At 71.7% G+C, this 18,943-nt stretch carries 17 protein-coding genes; 1 reads left to right on the top strand and 16 read right to left on the bottom strand.

Annotated elements, in window-relative coordinates; all coding sequences use genetic code 11:
- Positions 1–96: 96 nt before the first annotated feature.
- The 16 genes from AB0D45_RS29195 to rsmH form a co-directional block, all read right to left on the bottom strand.
- Positions 97–1,320, bottom strand: a complete 1,224-nt coding sequence (locus tag AB0D45_RS29195) for a DivIVA domain-containing protein (protein WP_362464467.1) — start codon at positions 1,318–1,320, stop codon at positions 97–99.
- 82 nt (positions 1,321–1,402) lie between these two features.
- Positions 1,403–1,699: a YggT family protein gene (locus AB0D45_RS29190; RefSeq protein WP_007263603.1), complete on the bottom strand. Its 297-nt coding sequence runs from the start codon at positions 1,697–1,699 to the stop codon at positions 1,403–1,405.
- Between the two features lie 60 nt (positions 1,700–1,759).
- Complete coding sequence (gene sepF, locus AB0D45_RS29185; RefSeq protein ID WP_007263604.1) at positions 1,760–2,377, bottom strand: cell division protein SepF; 618 nt, start codon at positions 2,375–2,377, stop codon at positions 1,760–1,762.
- Between the two features lie 169 nt (positions 2,378–2,546).
- Positions 2,547–3,266: a YggS family pyridoxal phosphate-dependent enzyme gene (locus tag AB0D45_RS29180; protein WP_361604913.1), complete on the bottom strand. Its 720-nt coding sequence runs from the start codon at positions 3,264–3,266 to the stop codon at positions 2,547–2,549.
- A gap of 3 nt (positions 3,267–3,269) precedes the next feature.
- Positions 3,270–4,001, bottom strand: coding sequence for a peptidoglycan editing factor PgeF (gene pgeF, locus AB0D45_RS29175; protein WP_362464463.1), 732 nt, complete (start codon positions 3,999–4,001; stop codon positions 3,270–3,272).
- Positions 3,998–5,200 carry a cell division protein FtsZ gene (ftsZ, locus tag AB0D45_RS29170; RefSeq protein WP_361604907.1) on the bottom strand — a complete coding sequence of 401 codons (1,203 nt, stop codon included), beginning with the start codon at positions 5,198–5,200 and terminating at the stop codon, positions 3,998–4,000. The genes pgeF and ftsZ overlap by 4 nt, the downstream gene beginning before the upstream one ends.
- A gap of 280 nt (positions 5,201–5,480) precedes the next feature.
- Complete coding sequence (locus AB0D45_RS29165) at positions 5,481–6,329, bottom strand: FtsQ-type POTRA domain-containing protein (RefSeq protein ID WP_362464460.1); 849 nt, start codon at positions 6,327–6,329, stop codon at positions 5,481–5,483.
- A 23-nt stretch (positions 6,330–6,352) separates the two neighbouring features.
- Positions 6,353–7,444 carry an undecaprenyldiphospho-muramoylpentapeptide beta-N-acetylglucosaminyltransferase gene (murG, locus tag AB0D45_RS29160; RefSeq protein ID WP_361604901.1) on the bottom strand — a complete coding sequence of 364 codons (1,092 nt, stop codon included), beginning with the start codon at positions 7,442–7,444 and terminating at the stop codon, positions 6,353–6,355.
- 6 nt (positions 7,445–7,450) lie between these two features.
- A complete protein-coding gene (gene ftsW, locus AB0D45_RS29155; RefSeq protein ID WP_361604898.1) occupies positions 7,451–8,812 on the bottom strand; it encodes a putative lipid II flippase FtsW in 1,362 nt (453 codons plus the stop codon).
- A gap of 70 nt (positions 8,813–8,882) precedes the next feature.
- Complete coding sequence (gene murD / locus AB0D45_RS29150; RefSeq protein ID WP_362464456.1) at positions 8,883–10,328, bottom strand: UDP-N-acetylmuramoyl-L-alanine--D-glutamate ligase; 1,446 nt, start codon at positions 10,326–10,328, stop codon at positions 8,883–8,885.
- Positions 10,310–11,380 carry a phospho-N-acetylmuramoyl-pentapeptide-transferase gene (gene mraY / locus AB0D45_RS29145; RefSeq protein WP_361604892.1) on the bottom strand — a complete coding sequence of 357 codons (1,071 nt, stop codon included), beginning with the start codon at positions 11,378–11,380 and terminating at the stop codon, positions 10,310–10,312. Before mraY ends, murD begins: the two co-directional genes overlap by 19 nt.
- The gene (gene murF / locus AB0D45_RS29140; RefSeq protein ID WP_361604889.1) at positions 11,377–12,801 is read right to left on the bottom strand and encodes a UDP-N-acetylmuramoyl-tripeptide--D-alanyl-D-alanine ligase; all 1,425 of its coding nucleotides are present in this window, start codon (positions 12,799–12,801) and stop codon (positions 11,377–11,379) included. Before murF ends, mraY begins: the two co-directional genes overlap by 4 nt.
- On the bottom strand, positions 12,798–14,492 hold the full coding sequence (locus AB0D45_RS29135; protein ID WP_362464451.1) for a UDP-N-acetylmuramoyl-L-alanyl-D-glutamate--2,6-diaminopimelate ligase: 1,695 nt from the start codon (positions 14,490–14,492) through the stop codon (positions 12,798–12,800). The genes murF and AB0D45_RS29135 overlap by 4 nt, the downstream gene beginning before the upstream one ends.
- Before the next feature lie 37 nt (positions 14,493–14,529).
- Positions 14,530–16,512, bottom strand: coding sequence for a penicillin-binding protein 2 (locus tag AB0D45_RS29130; protein WP_362464448.1), 1,983 nt, complete (start codon positions 16,510–16,512; stop codon positions 14,530–14,532).
- A gap of 57 nt (positions 16,513–16,569) precedes the next feature.
- A complete protein-coding gene (locus AB0D45_RS29125; RefSeq protein WP_361604880.1) occupies positions 16,570–17,016 on the bottom strand; it encodes a hypothetical protein in 447 nt (148 codons plus the stop codon).
- Complete coding sequence (gene rsmH, locus AB0D45_RS29120; protein ID WP_361604877.1) at positions 17,013–17,972, bottom strand: 16S rRNA (cytosine(1402)-N(4))-methyltransferase RsmH; 960 nt, start codon at positions 17,970–17,972, stop codon at positions 17,013–17,015. The genes AB0D45_RS29125 and rsmH overlap by 4 nt, the downstream gene beginning before the upstream one ends.
- A 311-nt stretch (positions 17,973–18,283) precedes the next feature.
- Here rsmH and AB0D45_RS29115 point away from each other — a divergent pair, with 311 nt between their 5' ends.
- Positions 18,284–18,835, top strand: coding sequence for a carbonic anhydrase (locus tag AB0D45_RS29115; protein WP_361604874.1), 552 nt, complete (start codon positions 18,284–18,286; stop codon positions 18,833–18,835).
- Positions 18,836–18,943 lie beyond the last annotated feature (108 nt).

Below are 18,943 nucleotides of genomic sequence, written 5' to 3'. Positions count from 1 at the left end.
ACGAGCTCGCCGACTCGCGGCGCCTGGTGGAACGCGCCGAGGAGCGCGGGGTCGGTCTCTTCGTCGGTTTCAACCGCCGCCACGCGCCCGGCTACGTCAGTTGTCGTCCTCGTCGATCAGGAAGCCCCGCATGGGAGACGGCGCCTGCATCGGCTGCGGCGCAGCCGGCCGCACCGGAGCCATCGGCTGCGTCATCGCCGGGGACATCTGCTGCTGGCCGCCGTAGGACGGGCCGCCGGACATCGGGGAGGGACCGCCCATCGGGGACGGGCCACCCATCGACGGGCCACCGCCCATGGAGTGCCCCATCGCACCGGCCGGAGCCATCGACGGGGACGGCGACGGCGGCAGGGCCGGGCCGGCCGGGGTGCGCGGCGGCGCGAGGGAGTCGTCGGCCTGGGTCTCCAGCTGGCGCAGCTGCGACTCGAGGTAGGACTTCAGACGCGTACGGTACTCGCGCTCGAAGCCCCGCAGGTCCTCGACCTTGCGCTCCAGCGTGGCGCGGGCGGACTCCAGGGAGCCCATCGCGACGCGGTGCTTCTCCTGCGCGTCCCGCTCCAGCGCGTCGGCCTTGGCGCGGGCGTCCCGCTCCAGGCCCTCGGCGCGGCTGCGCGCCTCGCCGACGATCTTGTTGGCCTCGGAGCGGGCCTCCGCGATCGCCTGGTCGGCGGTCTGCTGCGCGAGCGACAGGACGCGGGCGGCGCTGTCGCCACCGGGGCCCTGCTGCGGGAGCTGCGGCTGACCCATCTGCTGCATCTGCTGGCCCATCGGCTGCATCTGCTGCCCCATGGGCTGCATCTGCTGGCCCATCGGCTGGCCGAGCTGGTTCTGGCCGCCCATGGACTGCTGCTGCATCTGCTGCTGCATCTGCTGCTGGCCCATCTGCTGCTGCGGCGCCATCGGGTGCTGGCCACCCATGGACTGCTGCTGCATGGGGCCGCCCATCGGGCCGGGACCCTGCGGTCCGTGTCCGCCGGGGCCGGCCGGCAGCTGCGGCTGACCGCCCGGGAGCTGCGGCGGGCCCATCTGCGGCTGCTGCTGCTGCGGCGGGCCGGATATGGCCGCCGGCACGGGGGCGCCCGGGCCGCGCTGGTCCTGGGGCTCCGGCTTGCGCATGTTCTGCTGCTGCTGCTGGTTCTGCGCGGCGGCGCGCGTGGCAGCGGCCAGCTTGGCGCGCAGGTCCTCGTTCTCGCGCAGCAGACGGGTCAGCTCGGACTCGACCTCGTCGAGGAAGGCGTCGACCTCGTCCTCGTCATAGCCTTCTCGCAGGCGGACGGTCGTGAACTGCTTGTTCCGCACGTCCTCGGGAGTCAGCGGCATGTCTTCTTCACCTCTACGTAGTCGTCGGCAGTCGGCAGGACCGTATCGGGACTGTCCCCGCGCCTGCGGGGGAGCTCATCGTTCACACGCTTCTCGCAGCGGTGCTCACGAAACTGATGAGGATGTAAACGATGATCATCAGAACGAAGAAGGACAGGTCGAGTGCCACGCCCCCGAGACGCAACGGCGGGATGAAGCGCCGAAGAAGCTTGAGCGGTGGATCGGTGACAGTGTAGGTGGCCTCCAGAACGACCACCATCGCCTTGCCGGGTGCCCATGAACGTGCGAACTGGAACACGTAGTCCATGACCAGTCGGAAGATCAGCACGATGAGGAAGCACATCAGCGCGATGTAGACCACCTGCAGTGCGACGCCCATCCCGTGCTTCCCTCTCCCCTGCTTCCGCTCTGTCCCCGGTCCCGTTTCTGACGGATCGGTCTAGCTTTGGTTGAAGAACCCGCCCTCCGCGATGCGGGCCTTGTCCTCCGCCGTGACATCGACGTTAGCAGGAGACAGCAGGAACACCTTCTGTGTCACGCGTTCAATACTGCCGTGCAGACCGAAGACAAGACCGGCGGCGAAGTCCACGAGACGCTTCGCGTCCGTGTCGTCCATCTCCGTGAGATTCATGATCACCGGGGTGCCCTCACGGAAGTGTTCCCCGATGGTACGGGCCTCGTTGTAGGTCCGGGGGTGCAGCGTCGTGATGCGGTACGGCTCCCGCTCGGAGACGACCTTGGGCATGATCACGGGGGCGTTCTTCTCCAGGTTGGTGCGGTCAGGTGTGATGGATGCCACGGGGGCAATTCGCGCGGGACGTCCGTTTTCTGACGGAATTGGGAGGGGTTCGCGCGGAGCAGGCGGCTGTACGGCTCGTACCGGTTCGTCCGTTACGGGCGTTTGGTGCACCGGCTGCTGCCTACGATCCCGGTCTCGCGCCCGTTCCGGTTCCGGTTCGGGCTCGAACTCGTCATCGGGGTCGTACCCCGGGTTGTCGTACCGGTCGTCCTCCACGAGGCCGAGGTAGACCGCCATCTTGCGCATCGCGCCGGCCATTCTCCGAGTCCTCCGCTCTGTGGTGGATCGCCCTGTCGCAGGTGTCGAGTGTCCGTCAGCAAAGTAGCTGTGTCACCAAAGTCACCAACTGCCCGCGATCCACGTGGTCTGTCCGCTCATCTGCGGGAATGACCATATTTTCTGCTGTGGTCCGACTTTCTTCGCGACGTTACCCGAGCCGGGGTCTCGCGCCGAGTACCGCAGTGCCGACGCGTACATGTGTCGCACCCGCCAGCACGGCCTGTTCCAGGTCGGCGCTCATTCCGGCCGAGACCATCGTGGCAGCCGGATGGGCCGCGCGCAGGCCGGATGACAATTCCATCATCCGCTCGAACGCCGCCCGTTCGCGTCCGGCGTAGGGGCCCGACAGCGGGGCGACGGTCATGAGGCCGTCGATCCGCAGTCCCGGCGCGCCGGCCACGAGGTCCGCCAACTCGGCCAGCTGCTCGGGGGCGGCGCCACCCCGGGTACCGCGCTCCCCCGATTCGGCGTCGAGCGCGATCTGCACCAGGCAGCCGAGCTCCCGGCCCTGGCCCTCGGCGGCCGCCGACAGCGCCGTGACGAGTTTCGGCCGGTCGACCGACTGCACCACGTGCGCGTATCCCGCCACGGAACGGACTTTGTTCGTCTGCAACTGGCCCACGAAGTGCCAGCTCAGCGGCAGATCCGTGCAGGCGGCGGCCTTGGGGGCGGCGTCCTGGTCACGATTTTCCGCAACATGACGGACACCCAGGTCCGCCAGCAGTCGTACGTCGCTCGCCGGGTAGGTCTTGGTGACCACGATGAGGGTCACCTCCTCCCGCTCGCGCCCGGCCGCCGCGCAGGCGGACGCGATGCGCTCCTCGACCCGCGCGAGGTTCTCGGCGAGCTCCGTCTTACGATCCGTCATTCCTCAGTCCAACCAGACATATCCGGCGAGGCGTCCGGTCACCCGGTCGCGGCGGTACGAGAAGTGGTCCCGCGACTCCAGTGTGCAGACCGGGGAGCGGTGCGCGTGCACCACCCCCGCCTCGGCCAGCTGCGCGTGCACCCCGGCGACCACGTCCACGGCCGGTGTCCCCCAGCTGGTCTCGGCCCACGCGGCCGGCACCACCTGGGCGACCGCCTCCCGCATCCCGGCCGGCACCTCGTAGCAGCGGCCGCAGACGGCCGGTCCGGTACGGGCGACCATCCGCGCGGGGTCGGCGCCGAGGGCGACCATCGCCTCGACGGCGGCGGGCACCACCCCGGCGACCAGCCCGGGCCGCCCGGCGTGGGCGGCGCCGACGACCCCGGCGACGGGGTCGGCCAGCAGGACGGGCGTGCAGTCGGCGGTGAGCACCGCGAGGGCGAGCCCCCGGCGGGCGGTCACCACCGCGTCCACCGCGGGGACCTGCTCCCCCGCCCCCCAGGGGCCGTCCACCACCGCGACGTCCCGCCCGTGCACCTGGTTCATCCAGACCACCAGGTCCGGGTCGATGCCCAGGCCCTTGGCCGCGATCACCCGGTTCGCGCGAACGGCGGCCGGGTCGTCTCCGACCGCGCCGCCGAGATTGAGCTCCTCGTACGGAACGGCGCTCACCCCGCCCCACCGGTCGGTGAAGGCGAAGTGGGCGCCGTTCTCGCTGTGCTGCCCCAGGGTCACTTCAAGAAGTCCGGTACGTCCAGCTCTTCGGCCGGGCTGTCCTGGTACGGCCGGGCCGTCGGGACCTGCGGCGCGGGGGCCGGGGCCTCGACCGGGATCTCCACCGGCGCCGGCGGGTCCTCGCGGGGGGTGACCGTGCCGAGTCCGCCGAAGGCCGGGCGGACCGGCTCGGGGGCGCGGACCGGCGCGGGGGCCGGCTCCTCGCGCTTGGTGGACGCGGCGCCGATGACGTTGTCGCGGCGGGCCGGGGGCTGTCCGCCGTCGAAGCCGGCCGCGATGACGGTGACGCGCACCTCGTCGCCGAGGGCGTCGTCGATGACGGCACCGAAGATGATGTTCGCCTCGGGGTGCGCGGCCTCGCTGACCAGCTGCGCGGCTTCGTTGATCTCGAAGAGGCCGAGGTCCGAGCCGCCGGAGATGGAGAGCAGCACGCCGCGGGCGCCGTCGATGGACGCCTCGAGCAGCGGGGAGGAGATGGCCATCTCGGCGGCGGCCACGGCGCGGTCGTCGCCGCGGGCCGAGCCGATGCCCATGAGGGCCGAGCCGGCCTCGGACATCACGGACTTGACGTCGGCGAAGTCGAGGTTGATCAGGCCCGGGGTGGTGATGAGGTCGGTGATGCCCTGGACGCCGGAGAGCAGGACCTGGTCGGCCGACTTGAAGGCGTCGAGCACGCTGACCTGGCGGTCCGAGATGGACAGCAGCCGGTCGTTGGGGATGACGATGAGGGTGTCGACCTCTTCGCGGAGCTCGGCGATGCCGTCCTCCGCCTGGTTCGCGCGGCGCCGGCCCTCGAAGGTGAACGGGCGGGTGACCACACCGATCGTCAGGGCGCCGAGCGAGCGCGCGATGTTGGCGACGACGGGGGCGCCGCCGGTGCCGGTGCCGCCGCCCTCGCCGGCGGTGACGAAGACCATGTCGGCCCCCTTGAGGACCTCCTCGATCTCCTCGCGGTGGTCCTCTGCCGCCTTGCGGCCGACGGCCGGGTTGGCTCCGGCGCCGAGGCCCCGGGTGAGTTCACGGCCGACGTCGAGCTTGACGTCGGCGTCGCTCATCAACAGCGCCTGGGCGTCGGTGTTGATGGCGATGAACTCGACGCCCTTGAGACCGACCTCGATCATTCGGTTGATGGCATTGACACCACCGCCGCCGACACCGATGACCTTGATGACTGCGAGGTAGTTCTGCGGTGCTGCCACGTCGAAGGCCTCTCGCCTCGAGTTACGTGTCGCCGCCTCGCGGGCCTGCGTAGCGACGACTGATGCCGAAATGTGGGACGGTCCGTACGCGCCGACCCGAACCCTCACCCTTAAGTTTAGGGTTAGGGGTGTACCTGTTCTCTGGACTCTTCCGAACAGGACACTAAGTCGACAAGTAGCGCGTGTTCAACGAACACGCCGAACCTCCCGTTTTTCTTTTCACCCTATGTGATCACCCGTATCGGTGGCCAACCAGGGTGCTCCGGTGTTCGACCTGACGTCAACTCCCGGACACCGCAGGCGCCGTCGGAACGCTCACGTCGAAGTGGTCAGCCTTGGGCGAGGCCTTCAGCAGGGCCGTCAGCGCCCGCCCTTTGGCCTCACCCAGTTCGCCGCTCCCCCACACCACCGTGCGGCCCTTTGTCAGGTGCAGTACGACCGAATCGTACGACCGGACGGTGACCTGCGACGTCTCCTTGGCCACGGCTTCCGGGAGGCTTCCGGCGATGGCGACGGCCTCGCGCAGCAGCCGCTCGCCGTCGAAGCGGCGGGCGCTGGGCGAGCCCGCCGCCGCCAGTTCGAGGACCGGAACGTGCGCGGGTGCTTGCCGGACCGTGTCGAATCGCACACCGGAAGCGTCCACTTCGACGAACTCCGCGCCCTTTTTGATGAGCAGGACCGCTTTGCGCTCCGTCACCTCGAGGGCGATCCCGTGCGGCCAGGACCGCACCACCTCGACCGAATCGATGCGGGGCAGCCGGCCGCGCACCCGGGCCGCGATCTCGTCGGTGTCGACGCCCACCAGGGGTGCGCCGACGGGCACGGCCGCGGCGGCGAGGACCTGCTCGGGGGTGAGCACGTCGGTGCCGGACGCCGTGACCTTCTCGACGCGGAGCCAGGAGGAGCCGTAGAGCGCCCAGGTCACGCCGCCCGCGAGGAGCGCCGCGGCGGCGAGGGCGAGCAGTACGGGGACCCGGCGCGCCACCGCGCCGCCGGGCCCCCGCGGGCCGGACCCCTTCGGCGGCTTCGGCGACTTGGGCCGCTGGGGGGCTCCGGACGGACCCCCGCCCTTGCCGCCCTTGCCGGCGCGGCCGGAAGGGCCGCGCTGTGCCGTCGTCGCTCCGGCCACTCCTGTGCCTCCTGGGTCAGCGGTTACCTGCGTGCGGCCGCGATCGCCTCGTAGACCAGGCCGACGAGCAGGTCGTCGGCGTCCCGGCGGCCGAACTCGGCGGCGGCGCGGGACATCTCGTACAGGCGGTGCGGGTCGGACAGCACCGGGAGGATCTGGCCGAGCACCCACTCGGGCGTCAGTTCCGCGTCGTCCACGAGCAGGCCGCCGCCGGCCTTGACCACCGGCTGGGCGTTGAGCCGCTGTTCGCCGTTGCCGATCGGCAGCGGTACGTAGGCGGCCGGCAGTCCGACGGCGGAGAGTTCGGCGACGGTCATCGCACCCGCGCGGCACAGCATCATGTCGGCGGCGGCGTACGCGAGATCCATCCGGTCCACGTACGGTACCGGCACATAGGGCGGCATCCCGGGCATGTTGTCGACACGCGGCAGTTCGTTCTTCGGACCGACCGCGTGCAGGATCTGGATCCCGGAGCGCTGGAGGGTCGGCGCGGCCTGCTGGATCGTCTCGTTGAGGCGGCGGGCGCCCTGGGAGCCGCCGGAGACCAGCAGCGTCGGCAGGTTGGGGTCCAGGCCGAAGGCGGCCCGCGCCTCGGGGCGTACGGCGGCGCGGTCCAGGGTGGAGATGGAGCGGCGCAGCGGGATGCCCACGTAGCGGGCGCCGCGCAGCTTGCTGTCCGGGGTGGAGACCGCGACGGCGTGCGCGTACCGGGAGCCGATCTTGTTGGCCAGTCCGGGCCGCGCGTTGGCCTCGTGGACGATGATCGGCACCCCGAGCCGCTTGGCGGCGAGGTAGCCGGGCAGGGCCACGTAGCCGCCGAAGCCGACGACGACGTCGGCCTTGGTGCGGGTGAGGATCTCCTCGGCGGCCTTGATCGTGCCCCGCAGCCGTCCGGGGACGGTGATCAGCTCAGGGGTGGGCTTGCGGGGCAGCGGCACGGCGGGGATCAGTCCCAGCTCGTAGCCGCGCTCCGGAACCAGACGGGTCTCCAGGCCGCGTTCCGTGCCGAGGGCGGTGATGCCCACGGTCGGGTCCTGCCTGCGCAGGGCGTCCGCGAGGGCGAGCGCCGGCTCGATGTGGCCGGCGGTCCCCCCACCGGCGAGTACGACATGCACCGAAATTCACCGCTCTCCGGACGGACGCCTCTTGACGCGCCGTCTCATCGACTTCCATATCGGCCCGCTCCGCTTCCAGCCCGCTCTCGGCTGACGCATCGCGAGCGCCGCCCTCGCCGTCGGCTCCTCCCGCGCGAAGGCGATGAGCAGTCCGACCGCGAACATGGTCGGCAGCAGGGCGGACCCTCCGTAGGAGAACAGCGGGAGGGGGACCCCGGCGATCGGCAGCAGGCCGAGCACCGCACCGATGTTGATCACGGCCTGCGCCGTGATCCAGGTAGTCACGCCTCCCGCGGCATACCGTACGAAGGAGTCCTCCGTGCGTCCGGCCACGCGGATACCCGCATAGCCTAGGGCCGCGAACAGGGCGAGCACCGACAGCGTCCCCGCCAGGCCCAGTTCCTCACCGGTGATGGCAAAGATGAAGTCGGTGTGGGCTTCGGGCAGTTGCCCCCATTTTTCCACACTCGCCCCGAGGCCGGAACCGAACCATCCGCCGGACGCGAGGGCGTAGATGCCGTGCACGGCCTGCCAGCAGAGGTCGTTCCTGCCCGGTTCCGTCGCGCCGAGGCAGGCGAGCCGGTCCATGCGGTGCGGGCTGGTCTTGATCAGCAGTGCGACGATCACACCCGCGAAGGCGAGCACGCCCACGAAGAACCGCGTCGGGGCTCCGGCCAGCCACAGCAGGCCGAACAGGACGGCTCCGAGGATCATCGCGGTGCCCATGTCCCCCCCGAGCATGATCAGCCCCAGGAGCAGGAAGGACACCGGGACCAGCGGCACCAGCAGGTGCTTCCACTGGCTCAGCAGCCCCTTGTCGCCCTTGCGGGCCAGCAGGTCGGAGCCCCACAGGATCAGCGCCAGCTTGCCGAACTCGCTGGGCTGGAGCATGAACGGGCCGCCCAGGGAGATCCAGTTCTGGTTGCCGTTGATGGAGACCCCTATCCCGGGGACCTGGACCAGGACCATCAGGAACAGGGTGCCCGCCAGCACCGGGTAGGACAGGGCCCGGTGCAGCTTGACCGGCATCCGGGAGGCCGCGAAGAGCAGGGCGCCGCCGATCAGGGCGGCGATGAACTGCTTCTTGAAGAAGTAGGCGTCCCCCAGGCCCAGCTGGAGCGCCTTGATCATGGAGGCCGAGTAGACCATCACCAGGCCGAGCACGGTGATGAGGAGCGAGCTGCCGAAAATCAGGTAGTACGCCGTGAGCGGGCGGTCCCAGGCCTTGTTCAACTGCCGCTGCGTACGCCGCAGCCCCGCCAGCGGCCCGCGCCCGGCGGGCCGCTTGGCGGTGGCGGCCGGACGTTTGCGGCCCTGCGCCTTGACGGCGGCGGGCCGCCGTCCCGGCAGCATCTGCTTGGCCGGCATCTGTGACCTTCCCCTCCACTCGTACGAGGCGAGCAGCCGGCCGGAGGGAACCTGTCCCGGTGCCCTCGGCCTAGGCCGGGTCCGCGGCGCTCCCGGAGGCCAGTTCGCGCACCGCGTCGGCGAACGCGTCCCCACGCTCGTTGTAGTTCGCGAACATGTCCATCGAGGCGCACGCGGGCGCCAGCAGGACCGTGTCCCCGGGCTCCGCGAGCCGGGCCGCTTCCCGGACCGCTGCGAGCATCGCCCCAGTGTCGGTCCGTTCGAGGTCGCTCACCGGGACCTCGGGCGCGTGTCGCGCCAGCGCCTCGGCGATCAGCGCCCGGTCGGCGCCGATGAGCACGACGGCCCGCAGCCGCTTCGCGGACTTCCGGACGAGTTCGTCGAAGGTCGCGCCCTTGGCGAGGCCGCCGGCGATCCAGACGACCGGCTCGAAGGCCGCGAGGGAGGCCTCCGCCGCGTGCGTGTTGGTGGCCTTCGAGTCGTCGACGTACCGGACCCCGTCGACCTCGTCGACGTGCGCGACGCGGTGCGCGTCGGGGCGGAAGTCGCGCAGCCCGTCGCGGACCGCGCGCGGCTCCACGCCGAAGGCGCGGGCCAGGGCCGCGGCCGCGAGGGCGTTGGCGATGTTGTGCGGGGCGGGCGGGTTGACGTCGTCGACGTGCGCCAGCTCCTGGGCGTTCTTCTGCCGGTTCGCCACGAAGGCCCGGTCCACGAGGATCCCGTCGACCACACCGAGCATGGACGGGCCGGGGGCGCCGAGGGTGAAGCCGATGGCCCGGCAGCCCTCCTCGACGTCGGCCTCCTCGACCAGCCGCTCGGTGGCCGGGTCGGCGACGTTGTAGACGCAGGCGACGGTGTTGCCCTCGTAGATGCGGCCCTTGTCGGCGGCGTACGCCTCCATGGAGCCGTGCCAGTCGAGGTGGTCGGGGGCCAGGTTGAGCACGGCCGCCGAGTGGGCGCGCACCGAGGGCGCCCAGTGCAGCTGGTAGCTGGAGAGTTCGACGGCGAGCACGTCGTACCGCTCCTCGCCGGTCACCACGTCGATGATGGGCGTGCCGATGTTGCCGACGGCGGCGGTCTTCAGACCGGCCGCCCGCAGGATCGAGGCCAGCATCTGGGTGGTGGTGGTCTTGCCGTTGGTGCCGGTGATCGCGAGCCAGGGGGCGGCGTCCTCGCCGCGCAGCAGCCAGGCGATCTCGACGTCGCCCACCACGTCCACTCCGGCCTCGGCGGCCGCCGCGAACAGGGGGCTGTCGGGCTTCCAGCCCGGGGAGGTCACGACGAGGTCGGTGCCCTCGGGGAGGGTGTCGGCGTCGCCGAGGCGTACGGAGACGCCCTCGGTCCCGGCTTCCAGCTCCGCGGCCCGGGCCCGGTGGCCCTCGCTGTCGCCGCCGTCGACGACCGTCACGACCGCGCCGAGGCCGGCCAGGACGCGGGCGGCGCTGATGCCGCTCACGCCGAGGCCGGCGACGGTGATGTTCCTGTCCTGCCAGGAGGTCACTTGTCTGCTGCCCATCCCGCGTAGAAGAGACCGAGGCCGACGATCACGCACATGCCCTGGATGATCCAGAAGCGGACCACGACGAGGACTTCGGACCAGCCCTTGAGCTCGAAGTGGTGCTGGAGCGGGGCCATGCGGAAGACGCGCTTGCCGGTCATCTTGAAGGAGCCGACCTGGATGACGACCGACATCGTGATGAGCACGAACAGGCCGCCGAGGAGCGCCATCAGGAACTCCGTGCGGGAGCAGATGGCCAGACCCGCGAGGGCGCCGCCGAGCGCGAGCGAGCCGGTGTCGCCCATGAAGATCTTGGCGGGCGAGGTGTTCCACCACAGGAAGCCGAAGCAGGCTCCCATGAGGGCGGAGGCGACGACCGCGAGGTCCAGCGGATCGCGCACCTCGAAGCAGGCGTTGGGGTTGGTCAGCGTCATCGCGTTGGCGCAGGACTCCTGGAACTGCCACACGCCGATGAAGGTGTAGGCGCCGAAGACCATCACGGCGGCGCCGGTGGCCAGGCCGTCCAGACCGTCGGTCAGGTTCACGCCGTTGGACATCGCCAGGATCATGAACAGGGCCCACACCACGAACAGCACGGGCCCGATGGACCAGCCGAAGTCCGTGACGAACGACAGCTTGGTCGACGCGGGGGTCAGCCCGCGCGAGTCCTTGAACTGGAGCGCGAGCACCGCGAAGGCGATGCCGACGATCAGCTGGCCGGCCATCTTGGCCTTGGCCCGCAGACCGAGCGAACGCCGCTTGACGATCTTGATGTAGTCGTCGAGGTAGCCGACCAGGCCCATGCCCGCCATCAGGAACAGCACGAGCAGGCCCGAGAAGCTCGGCTCCTCGCCGGTGATGACCTTCGTCAGGGCGTACGCGATGAGCGTGGCCAGGATGAAGGAGATGCCGCCCATGGTGGGCGTGCCCTTCTTCCCGGCGTGGCCGCGGGGGCCGTCGTCACGGATGAACTGGCCGTAGCCCTTGCGGGCCAGCAGCTTGATCAGCAGCGGGGTGCCGATGACGGTGAGGAACATGCCGATGACACCGGCGAACAGGATCTGCCTCATCGGTCGGCGACCCCGCCCTCGCGCTCCAGCAACGCCAGCGCGACCCGCTCCAGGCCGACCGACCTGGAAGCCTTCACCAGCACGACGTCCCCCGGGCGCAGTTCACTGCGCAACAGGTCGACCGCCGCCTGCGCGTCGGACACGAGCACCGACTCCTCACCCCACGAACCCTCGTTATATGCGCCCAGTTGCAGCCAGGACGCTTCCCTGCCCCCGACTGCCACGAGCCTGCTCACGTTGAGCCGGACGGCAAGCCGCCCCACCGCGTCGTGTTCGGCCAGCGAATCGTCGCCGAGCTCGGCCATGGGGCCGAGCACCGCCCACGTACGTCCCCCCTCGGCCCTGCGGGCCTCGCCCATCGCGACAAGTGCGCGCAGGGCGGCCCGCATGGACTCGGGGTTCGCGTTGTAGGCGTCGTTGACGATCGTCACGCCGTCCTCGCGCTCGGTGACCTCCATCCGCCACCGGGACAGCGTGCCCGCCCCGGAGAGCGCTGTGGCGATCTCCTCGACCGGCATGCCCAGGACATGGGCGACGGCGGCCGCGGCGAGCGCGTTCGACACGTGGTGCTCACCGTACAGCCGCAAGGTCACATCGCTGCACCCGGTCGGGGTGTGGAGTGTGAAGGAGGGCTGTCCCGCGGCCGTCATCCGCACCTCGGTGGCGCGCACGTCGGCGTCCTCGGCCTCGCCGAAGAAGACCGTACGGGCCTTGGTGCGGGCGGACATGGCGCGCACCAGCAGGTCGTCGGCGTTGAGTACGGCGACCCCGCCCTCGGCCTCCGACGGCAGGGCCTCGACCAGCTCCCCCTTGGCCTGGGCGATGGCCTCGCGGCCGCCGAACTCGCCGATGTGGGCGGTCCCGACGTTCAGGACGAGGCCGATGCGCGGCGGGGTCAAGCCGGTCAGGTAGGCGATGTGGCCGATGCCGCGGGCGCCCATCTCCAGGACCAGGTGGCGGGTTTCCGCGGTGGCCTTCAGGGCCGTGAGCGGCAGGCCGATCTCGTTGTTCAGGGAGCCGGGCGTCCACACGGTGGGCGCGTGGTGCTGGAGCACCTGGGCGATGAGGTCCTTGGTGGAGGTCTTGCCGGCCGAGCCGGTCAGGGCCACCACGTCGGTGCCGAGACGTTCGACGACGGTGCGGGCGAGGGCACCCAGCGCCTTCTCCACGTCGGGCACCACGATCGCCGGTACGCCGACGGGCCGGGCGGCCAGGACGGCGGCGGCTCCGGCGGCGACGGCGCGCTCGGCGTAGTCGTGGCCGTCGACGTTCTCGCCCGCGAAGGCGGCGAAGAGGCTGCCGGGCTCCACCTGGCGGGAGTCGATGACGACCGGTCCGACGATCCGCACCGACGGATCCGGTATGTCGTGGGGCCGCCCGCCGGTGATGTCGGCGATCTCGGCGAGGGAGAGGGCGATCACTGGTTCACCTCGGCCTGTCGGGCGCTGCGCTGCTGGTTCTCGATGGCCGCGCGCAGCACGGCGCGGTCGTCGAAGGGGCGTACGACGCCCGCGGTGTCCTGGCCCTGCTCGTGGCCCTTGCCGGCGACGAGCACGGTGTCCCCGGCCTCGGCGCGCGCGACGGCGGCGGCGATGGCCGCTGCCCGGTCGGCGTCGACGAGGACGGTGCCGCGCTCCTCGGCGGGCACGGAGACGGCGCCGTCGAACATTGCGGCGAGGATCTTCAGGGGGTCCTCGGAGCGCGGGTTGTCGGAGGTCAGGACGGCGGTGTCGGCGTACCGGGCCGCCGCGGCGCCCATCGGGCCGCGCTTGGTGGTGTCGCGGTCGCCGCCGCAGCCGAGGACGATGTGCAGCCTGCCGGTGGTGACCTCGCGCAGGGCGCGCAGCACCGACTCGACGGCGTCCGTCTTGTGGGCGTAGTCGACGACGGCCAGGTACGGCTGTCCCGCGTCGACCCGCTCGAGGCGGCCGGGGACCCCGGGGACCGCGGCGACGCCGTCGGCGGCGGTCTGCGGGTCGAGGCCGGCCGCGGCGAGCGTGACGATCGCGGCGACGGTGTTGGCGACGTTGAAGGGGCCGGGCAGCGGGGCCTTGGCCCGTACGCGCTGCCCTTCGGGCCCGATCAGGGTCAGGGTGGAGTCCATGTGGCCGCTGACCACGTCCTCGGCACGCCAGTCCGCGGCCGGGTCCCCGGCGGCGGAGAAGGTGACGACCGGGATCGGTGCCTCCTTGGCGAGGCGCCGGCCGTACTCGTCGTCGACGTTGACCACCCCGAGGCGGGCCCGGCGCTCGCTGAAGAGCTGCGCCTTGGCCTGGAAGTAGTCCTCCATGCCGGTGTGGAACTCCATGTGTTCCGGGCTCAGGTTGTTGAAGACGGCGACGTCGAAGACGCATCCGTCGACCCGGCCGAGCACCAGGGCGTGGCTGGAGACCTCCATGGCCACGGCCTCGACGCCGCGTTCGCGCATGACGGCGAACAGGGCCTGGAGGTCGGTGGCCTCGGGCGTGGTCCGCTCGGACTTGATGCGCTCGTCGCCGATGCGCATCTCGACGGTGCCGACGAGTCCGGTGGTGCGTCCCGCCGCGCGCAGTCCGCCTTCGACGAGGTACGCGGTGGTGGTCTTGCCGGAGGTGCCGGTGATGCCGAGCTGGAGCAGGGCCTCGCCGGGGCGTCCGTAGATCTCGGCGGCCAGCTCGCCCATCCGGCCGCGCGGGTCGGCGACGGCCAGGACCGGCAGGCCGGTCGCTGCGGCGCGTTCGGCGCCGTCCGGGTCGGTCAGCACGGCGGCGGCGCCGAGGGCGGCCGCCTGGGCGGCGAAGTCCGCACCGTGCAGCCGGGCGCCGGGCAGGGCCGCGTACAGGTCTCCGGGGCGCACCGCACGGGAGTCGTGCGTGATGCCGGTGATCTGAGCGGCGCCGGACTCTGGCAGACCCAGCAGGGTGGCCAGCTCGCCCAGGGGGGTCGGGCGGGCGGTCACGGGCCGGGGCGCTCCCGGCGGCGCTGCCGGGGCGTCTTTCTGGGCGGTTCTGGGCTGATCAGCGTGAGGCACGGCGGTGAGCGTACCGGGCGCGGCGGGCCGCTCGCGAAGCGAGGGCCCCGCCTGGGCGCCGCCGGCCGTCTGGTTCCCCGGTTCCGGGGTGATCGTTGTCACTGGTGGTGCCTCGCGCTCTGGTGGCTGGACGGGCGGTTCACTGTCCGGGCTGCGGACCGGTCGGGGCGTTGCCGGCGGGGGCGGGCGGCGGGGCCGCCTCGTAGGTGACCGGCAGGCCGGCGGGGGCGGTTCCGGTGGGTGCGACCTGGAGGGTCTTGAGGGCGAACTCCATGACCGTCTTGTAGATGGGGCCGCAGATCTGGCCGCCGAAGTAACTGCCCTTGGTGGGGTTCTGGATGGCGCAGTACACGGTGATGCGGGGGTTGTCGGCGGGGGCGAAGCCGGCGAAGGAGGCCGTGTAGCCCTTGTAGCGGCCGGTCGCCGGATCCACCCGGTTGGAGGTGCCGGTCTTGCCGCCGACCCGGTAGCCGGGGATCTTCGCCCTGGTGCCGGTGCCCTCCTGGTCGTCGACCACGGACTCGAGCATCTCGGAGAGGGTCTTGGCGGTCTCCTGGCTGATCACCCGGGTGCGCTCGGGTGCCGGGGCCGGGGTGAAGCGGCCGTCGGGGCCCTTGGTGCCGCGGACGAGGGTGGGCGTGATCCGGACGCCGCCGTTGGCGATGGTGGAGTACACGGAGGCCGCCTGCATGGCGTTGAGGGACAGGCCCTGGCCGAAGGGGATCGTGTACTGCTGGGAGGTGGACCAGGCCTCGGGCCGGGCGAGGATGCCGCGGGATTCGCCGGGGTAGTTCAGGCCGGTGGGGCGCCCGATGCCGAACTTGTCCAGGTACGAGTACAGGACCTGGTTGGCTTCCTTCTGGGTGGCGCCGAGCTGGCCGGTGGCGAGGATGGTGCCGATGTTGGAGGACTTGGCGAGGACCCCGTTGAGGGTCAGGTACCAGGTCGGGTGGTCGACGTCGTCCTTGAAGAGCCGGTCGCCGCGGTGCAGCCGGTTGGGGACCTCGACGTGGGTGTCGGGCCGGGCCTTGCCCTCCTCCAGGACGGCGGCCATCGACATCACCTTGGCGGTGGAGCCGGGCTCGTACACGTCCTGGAGCGCTGCGTTGCCCATGGCGGTGGAGCGGGCGCGGCTGAGGTCGTTGGGGTCGAACCCGGGGGCGTTGGCCATGGCCAGCACCTCGCCGGTGCGGGTGTCCTGGACGATGACGTAGCCGCGGTCGGCGCCGGACTTCTCGACCTGCTCGGCGATGGCGCTCTGCGCGGCCCACTGGATGTCGCGGTCGATGGTCAGCTCGATGTCGTCGCCGGGCACGGCGGGCTTCTCGCTGGAACCGGCCGTGGGGACGCGGCGGCCGCCGGACTGGGCGTAGGTGAGTTCGCCGTCCTTGCCGGCCAGCTTCTTGTCGAGGGCGGACTCGAGTCCGCCGCCGCCCTTGCCGTCGGCGTTGACGTAACCCAGTATCCCGGCGGCGAGGTCGCCGCCCGGGTACACGCGCTTGCTGCTGACCTCGTTGAAGACGCCGGCGATGACGTTGGCGCCGGGGCCGTTGTTCTTCTTGTCGGCGGCCGCCTTGTCGGCGAAGAGCTTCTTGAGGTCCTTGATCTGGTTCCAGACCTGGGGGGTCTGGCGGCGGGCCAGGATCACGTAGCGGCTGTTCCTGGTCTGGAGGCGCTTGGCGAGTTCCCCGGCGTCCGCTCCGAGGATGGGCGCGAGGAGGGCCGCGGCCTGCTGGGGGGCGTCGGGAGCCTTGCTCTCCTGCGGGGTGAACATCTTCGGGTCGGCGGTGATGTCGTACGCGTCGACGCTGGTGGCCAGCGCCACGCCCTTGCGGTCGGTGATCTCCCCGCGCTCGGCGGCCAGGGTGTGGCTGGCGAAGCGGTTCTCGCTGGCCTTGGCGGAGTACGCGGAGGCGTCGACGGCCTGCACCTGCAGGAGCCGCACGACGAAGGCGACCATGACGAGGGTGAGCCCGGCGCCGACCAGGCGCAGCCGGGGCCTGGGGCTGCCGAGGCGGATCGTGTGCGGCGCCCGGGACGCGGCGGGCCGGGGGGCCGGGCGGACCGTGATCCGGGGCCGCCCGGGTCCGGGCACCCGCCGCGGCGGCTCCTTGGGGCTCACCGCGGTACCCCGCGGGGCGGAGCGGGGAGGGGTCCGTAACCGGTCCGCGTCACGACGTCACCTGCCTGGGGTAGGGGTGGGCTGCGGGGAGGTGCCGGGCGCGGGGGCCGGGGGCGCGGTGGACCCGGCCGGGCTCGGCGCGGCCGTCGGCGGCGGGGGCGGGGCCTCCGCCGGGGCGGGGGTGCCCGCGGTCCTGCCGTCGGGGCCGAGGAAGACGGGGCTGCCCCCCGGCACCAGGCCCAGTTCGCGGGCCCGCCGCTGGAGGGCGTCGGGTGCCGAGTAGCCGTCGACGTCCCGCTGGAGGGCCTGCTGCTCGTCCGTCAGCGCGGTGGTCTCCTTCTTCAGCCGGCTCAGCTGGAAGGAGCCCTGGTTCAGCGCCGAGTTCAGCAGCAGCAGGCTGATCAGCCCGCCCGCGAGCAGCGCCACCACCAGCAGGACGAACGGCATCCGTGCCGCCCCGCCGCCCTGCGGCCGCGTCCGGCCGCCCCCGCGGGCCTTGGTCACAGCCGCGCCTCGCGGATGCGCTCGACGCCCCGGAACCGGGCCGGGGCGGCCCGCCGGTTCTCGGCGATCTCCTCCTCGGTCGGCAGCTCGGCGCCCCGCGTCAGCAGCTTCAGCTTGGGCTGGTACTTCTCGGGGACCACCGGCAGCCCCGGCGGGGCCGTCGAGGTGGCGCCGGCGGCGAAGACCTGCTTGACGAGCCGGTCCTCCAGCGAGTGGTACGAGAGCACGGCGATCCGGCCGCCGACCGCGATCCGGTCGACCGCCGCCGGGATGGCCCGCTCCAGCCCGGAGAGCTCGCCGTTGACCTCGATGCGCAGGGCCTGGAAGGTCCGCTTGGCGGGGTTGCCGCCGGTGCGCTTCGCCGCCTGCGGCAGGGCGTCGCGGATCAGCTCGACCAGGCGGGCGCTGTTGGAGAAGGGCTCCTTCTCCCGCTCCCGCACGATCGCGGACACGATCCGCTTGGCCTGCTTCTCCTCGCCGTACTGGCGGAGGATCCGCACCAGCTCGCCGGGGGCGTAGGTGTTGAGGACCTCGGCGGCGCTGATGCCGGTCGTCTGGTCCATGCGCATGTCCAGGGGCGCGTCCTGCGCGTACGCGAACCCGCGGTCGGCCTCGTCGAGCTGCATGGAGGAGACGCCGAGGTCGAAGAGGATGCCCTGGACGGACGGCAGGCCCAGCCCGTCGAGCACCTCGGCGAGGTCGGCGTAGATCGCGTGGACGAGGGTGGCCCGGTCGCCGAAGGGCGCGAGGCGCTCGCCGGAGAGCCGCAGGGCCTCCTTGTCGCGGTCGAGGCCGATCAGGCGTGCCTCGGGGAACCGGGTCAGCAGGGCCTCGCTGTGGCCGCCGAGGCCGAGGGTGCAGTCGACGACGACGGCCCCCGGCCTCTCCAGCGCCGGGGCCAACAGGTCCAGGCACCGCTGGAGCATCACCGGGACATGTCGGGACTCGCTAGTCAAAGCGCCCTCTCAGATAACGGCGCGGCAGGCATACGCCGCGCCGCGCACGCGGAGTGTTACCAGGGGGCCGGGCGGCCGGTGAGGGCCGGGCTCCGGCCGGTTCGCGTCACTTTAGTGCAACGGTCGCCGCGGTCAACGAACCGCCCCGCGCCCGGTGCGCCCCGCCCCCGACGAAAGGGCAAAAGCCGTGAATCACCCGGACGGCGGCCCCCGCCTCACCCTTGTGGGTTAGCTCACAACAAGGTTTGTTGACCTTCTTTGTCCGTCCTCACCCCATGCCCCACCGCGCCGTGACCACTAACGTCATAGCCATGACGACTTCCGCATCCCTGCCCGCGCACTCCTCCCCCCAGGCATCCAGCGGCGACTCCGTCACCGATCGGCTGGTCGCGGCGAACCGTCGCTACGCCGCGCAGTTCACCGATCCCGGCATGGACGCCCGTCCGGTCCTCCAGGTGGCCGTCGTGGCCTGTATGGACGCCCGCCTCGACCTCCACAAGGCCCTCGGCCTGGAGCTCGGCGACTGCCACACCATCCGCAACGCCGGCGGGGTCGTGACCGACGACACCATCCGCTCGCTCACCATCAGCCAGCGGGCCCTGGGCACCCGCACGGTCATACTGATCCACCACACCGGCTGCGGCCTCGAAAGCCTGACCGAGGACTTCCGGCACGAGCTGGAGGACGAGGTCGGCCAGCGCCCCGCCTGGGCCGTGGAGTCCTTCCGCGACGTGGACCAGGACGTGCGCCAGTCCATGCAGCGCGTGCGCACCAACCCCTTCCTGCCCTTCAAGGACGATGTGCGAGGCTTCGTCTTCGACGTGCACACCGGGCTCCTGCGGGAGATCGATCCGGCCACCTGAGTGACAGAGCCGCCGGACGCCGTCAAGAATGCGGGGAGACGTCACCCGGAACCCCTCCGGGGCGGTGTCCGTGTTTCGGGGTGGGCCGGTCATGCGCCAAGGGCGTCG

Source organism: Streptomyces sp. NPDC048352 (assembly GCF_040651895.1).
Classification (GTDB): Bacteria; Actinomycetota; Actinomycetes; order Streptomycetales; family Streptomycetaceae; genus Streptomyces.
Note: the sequence above shows the minus strand (reverse complement) of the source record. Positions and strands in the feature narration are given on the sequence as shown.

Coding starts and splice junctions, on each gene's coding strand:
- AB0D45_RS29195 (WP_362464467.1), bottom strand. CDS start 1,320: ATGCCGCTGACTCCCGAGGACGTGCGGAACAAGCAGTTCACGACCGTC.
- sepF (WP_007263604.1), bottom strand. CDS start 2,377: ATGGCCGGCGCGATGCGCAAGATGGCGGTCTACCTCGGCCTCGTGGAG.
- AB0D45_RS29180 (WP_361604913.1), bottom strand. CDS start 3,266: ATGACGGATCGTAAGACGGAGCTCGCCGAGAACCTCGCGCGGGTCGAG.
- AB0D45_RS29115 (WP_361604874.1), top strand. CDS start 18,284: ATGACGACTTCCGCATCCCTGCCCGCGCACTCCTCCCCCCAGGCATCC.
- ftsW (WP_361604898.1), bottom strand. CDS start 8,812: ATGCCGGCCAAGCAGATGCTGCCGGGACGGCGGCCCGCCGCCGTCAAG.
- mraY (WP_361604892.1), bottom strand. CDS start 11,380: ATGAGGCAGATCCTGTTCGCCGGTGTCATCGGCATGTTCCTCACCGTC.
- AB0D45_RS29190 (WP_007263603.1), bottom strand. CDS start 1,699: ATGGGCGTCGCACTGCAGGTGGTCTACATCGCGCTGATGTGCTTCCTC.
- murD (WP_362464456.1), bottom strand. CDS start 10,328: ATGGGCAGCAGACAAGTGACCTCCTGGCAGGACAGGAACATCACCGTC.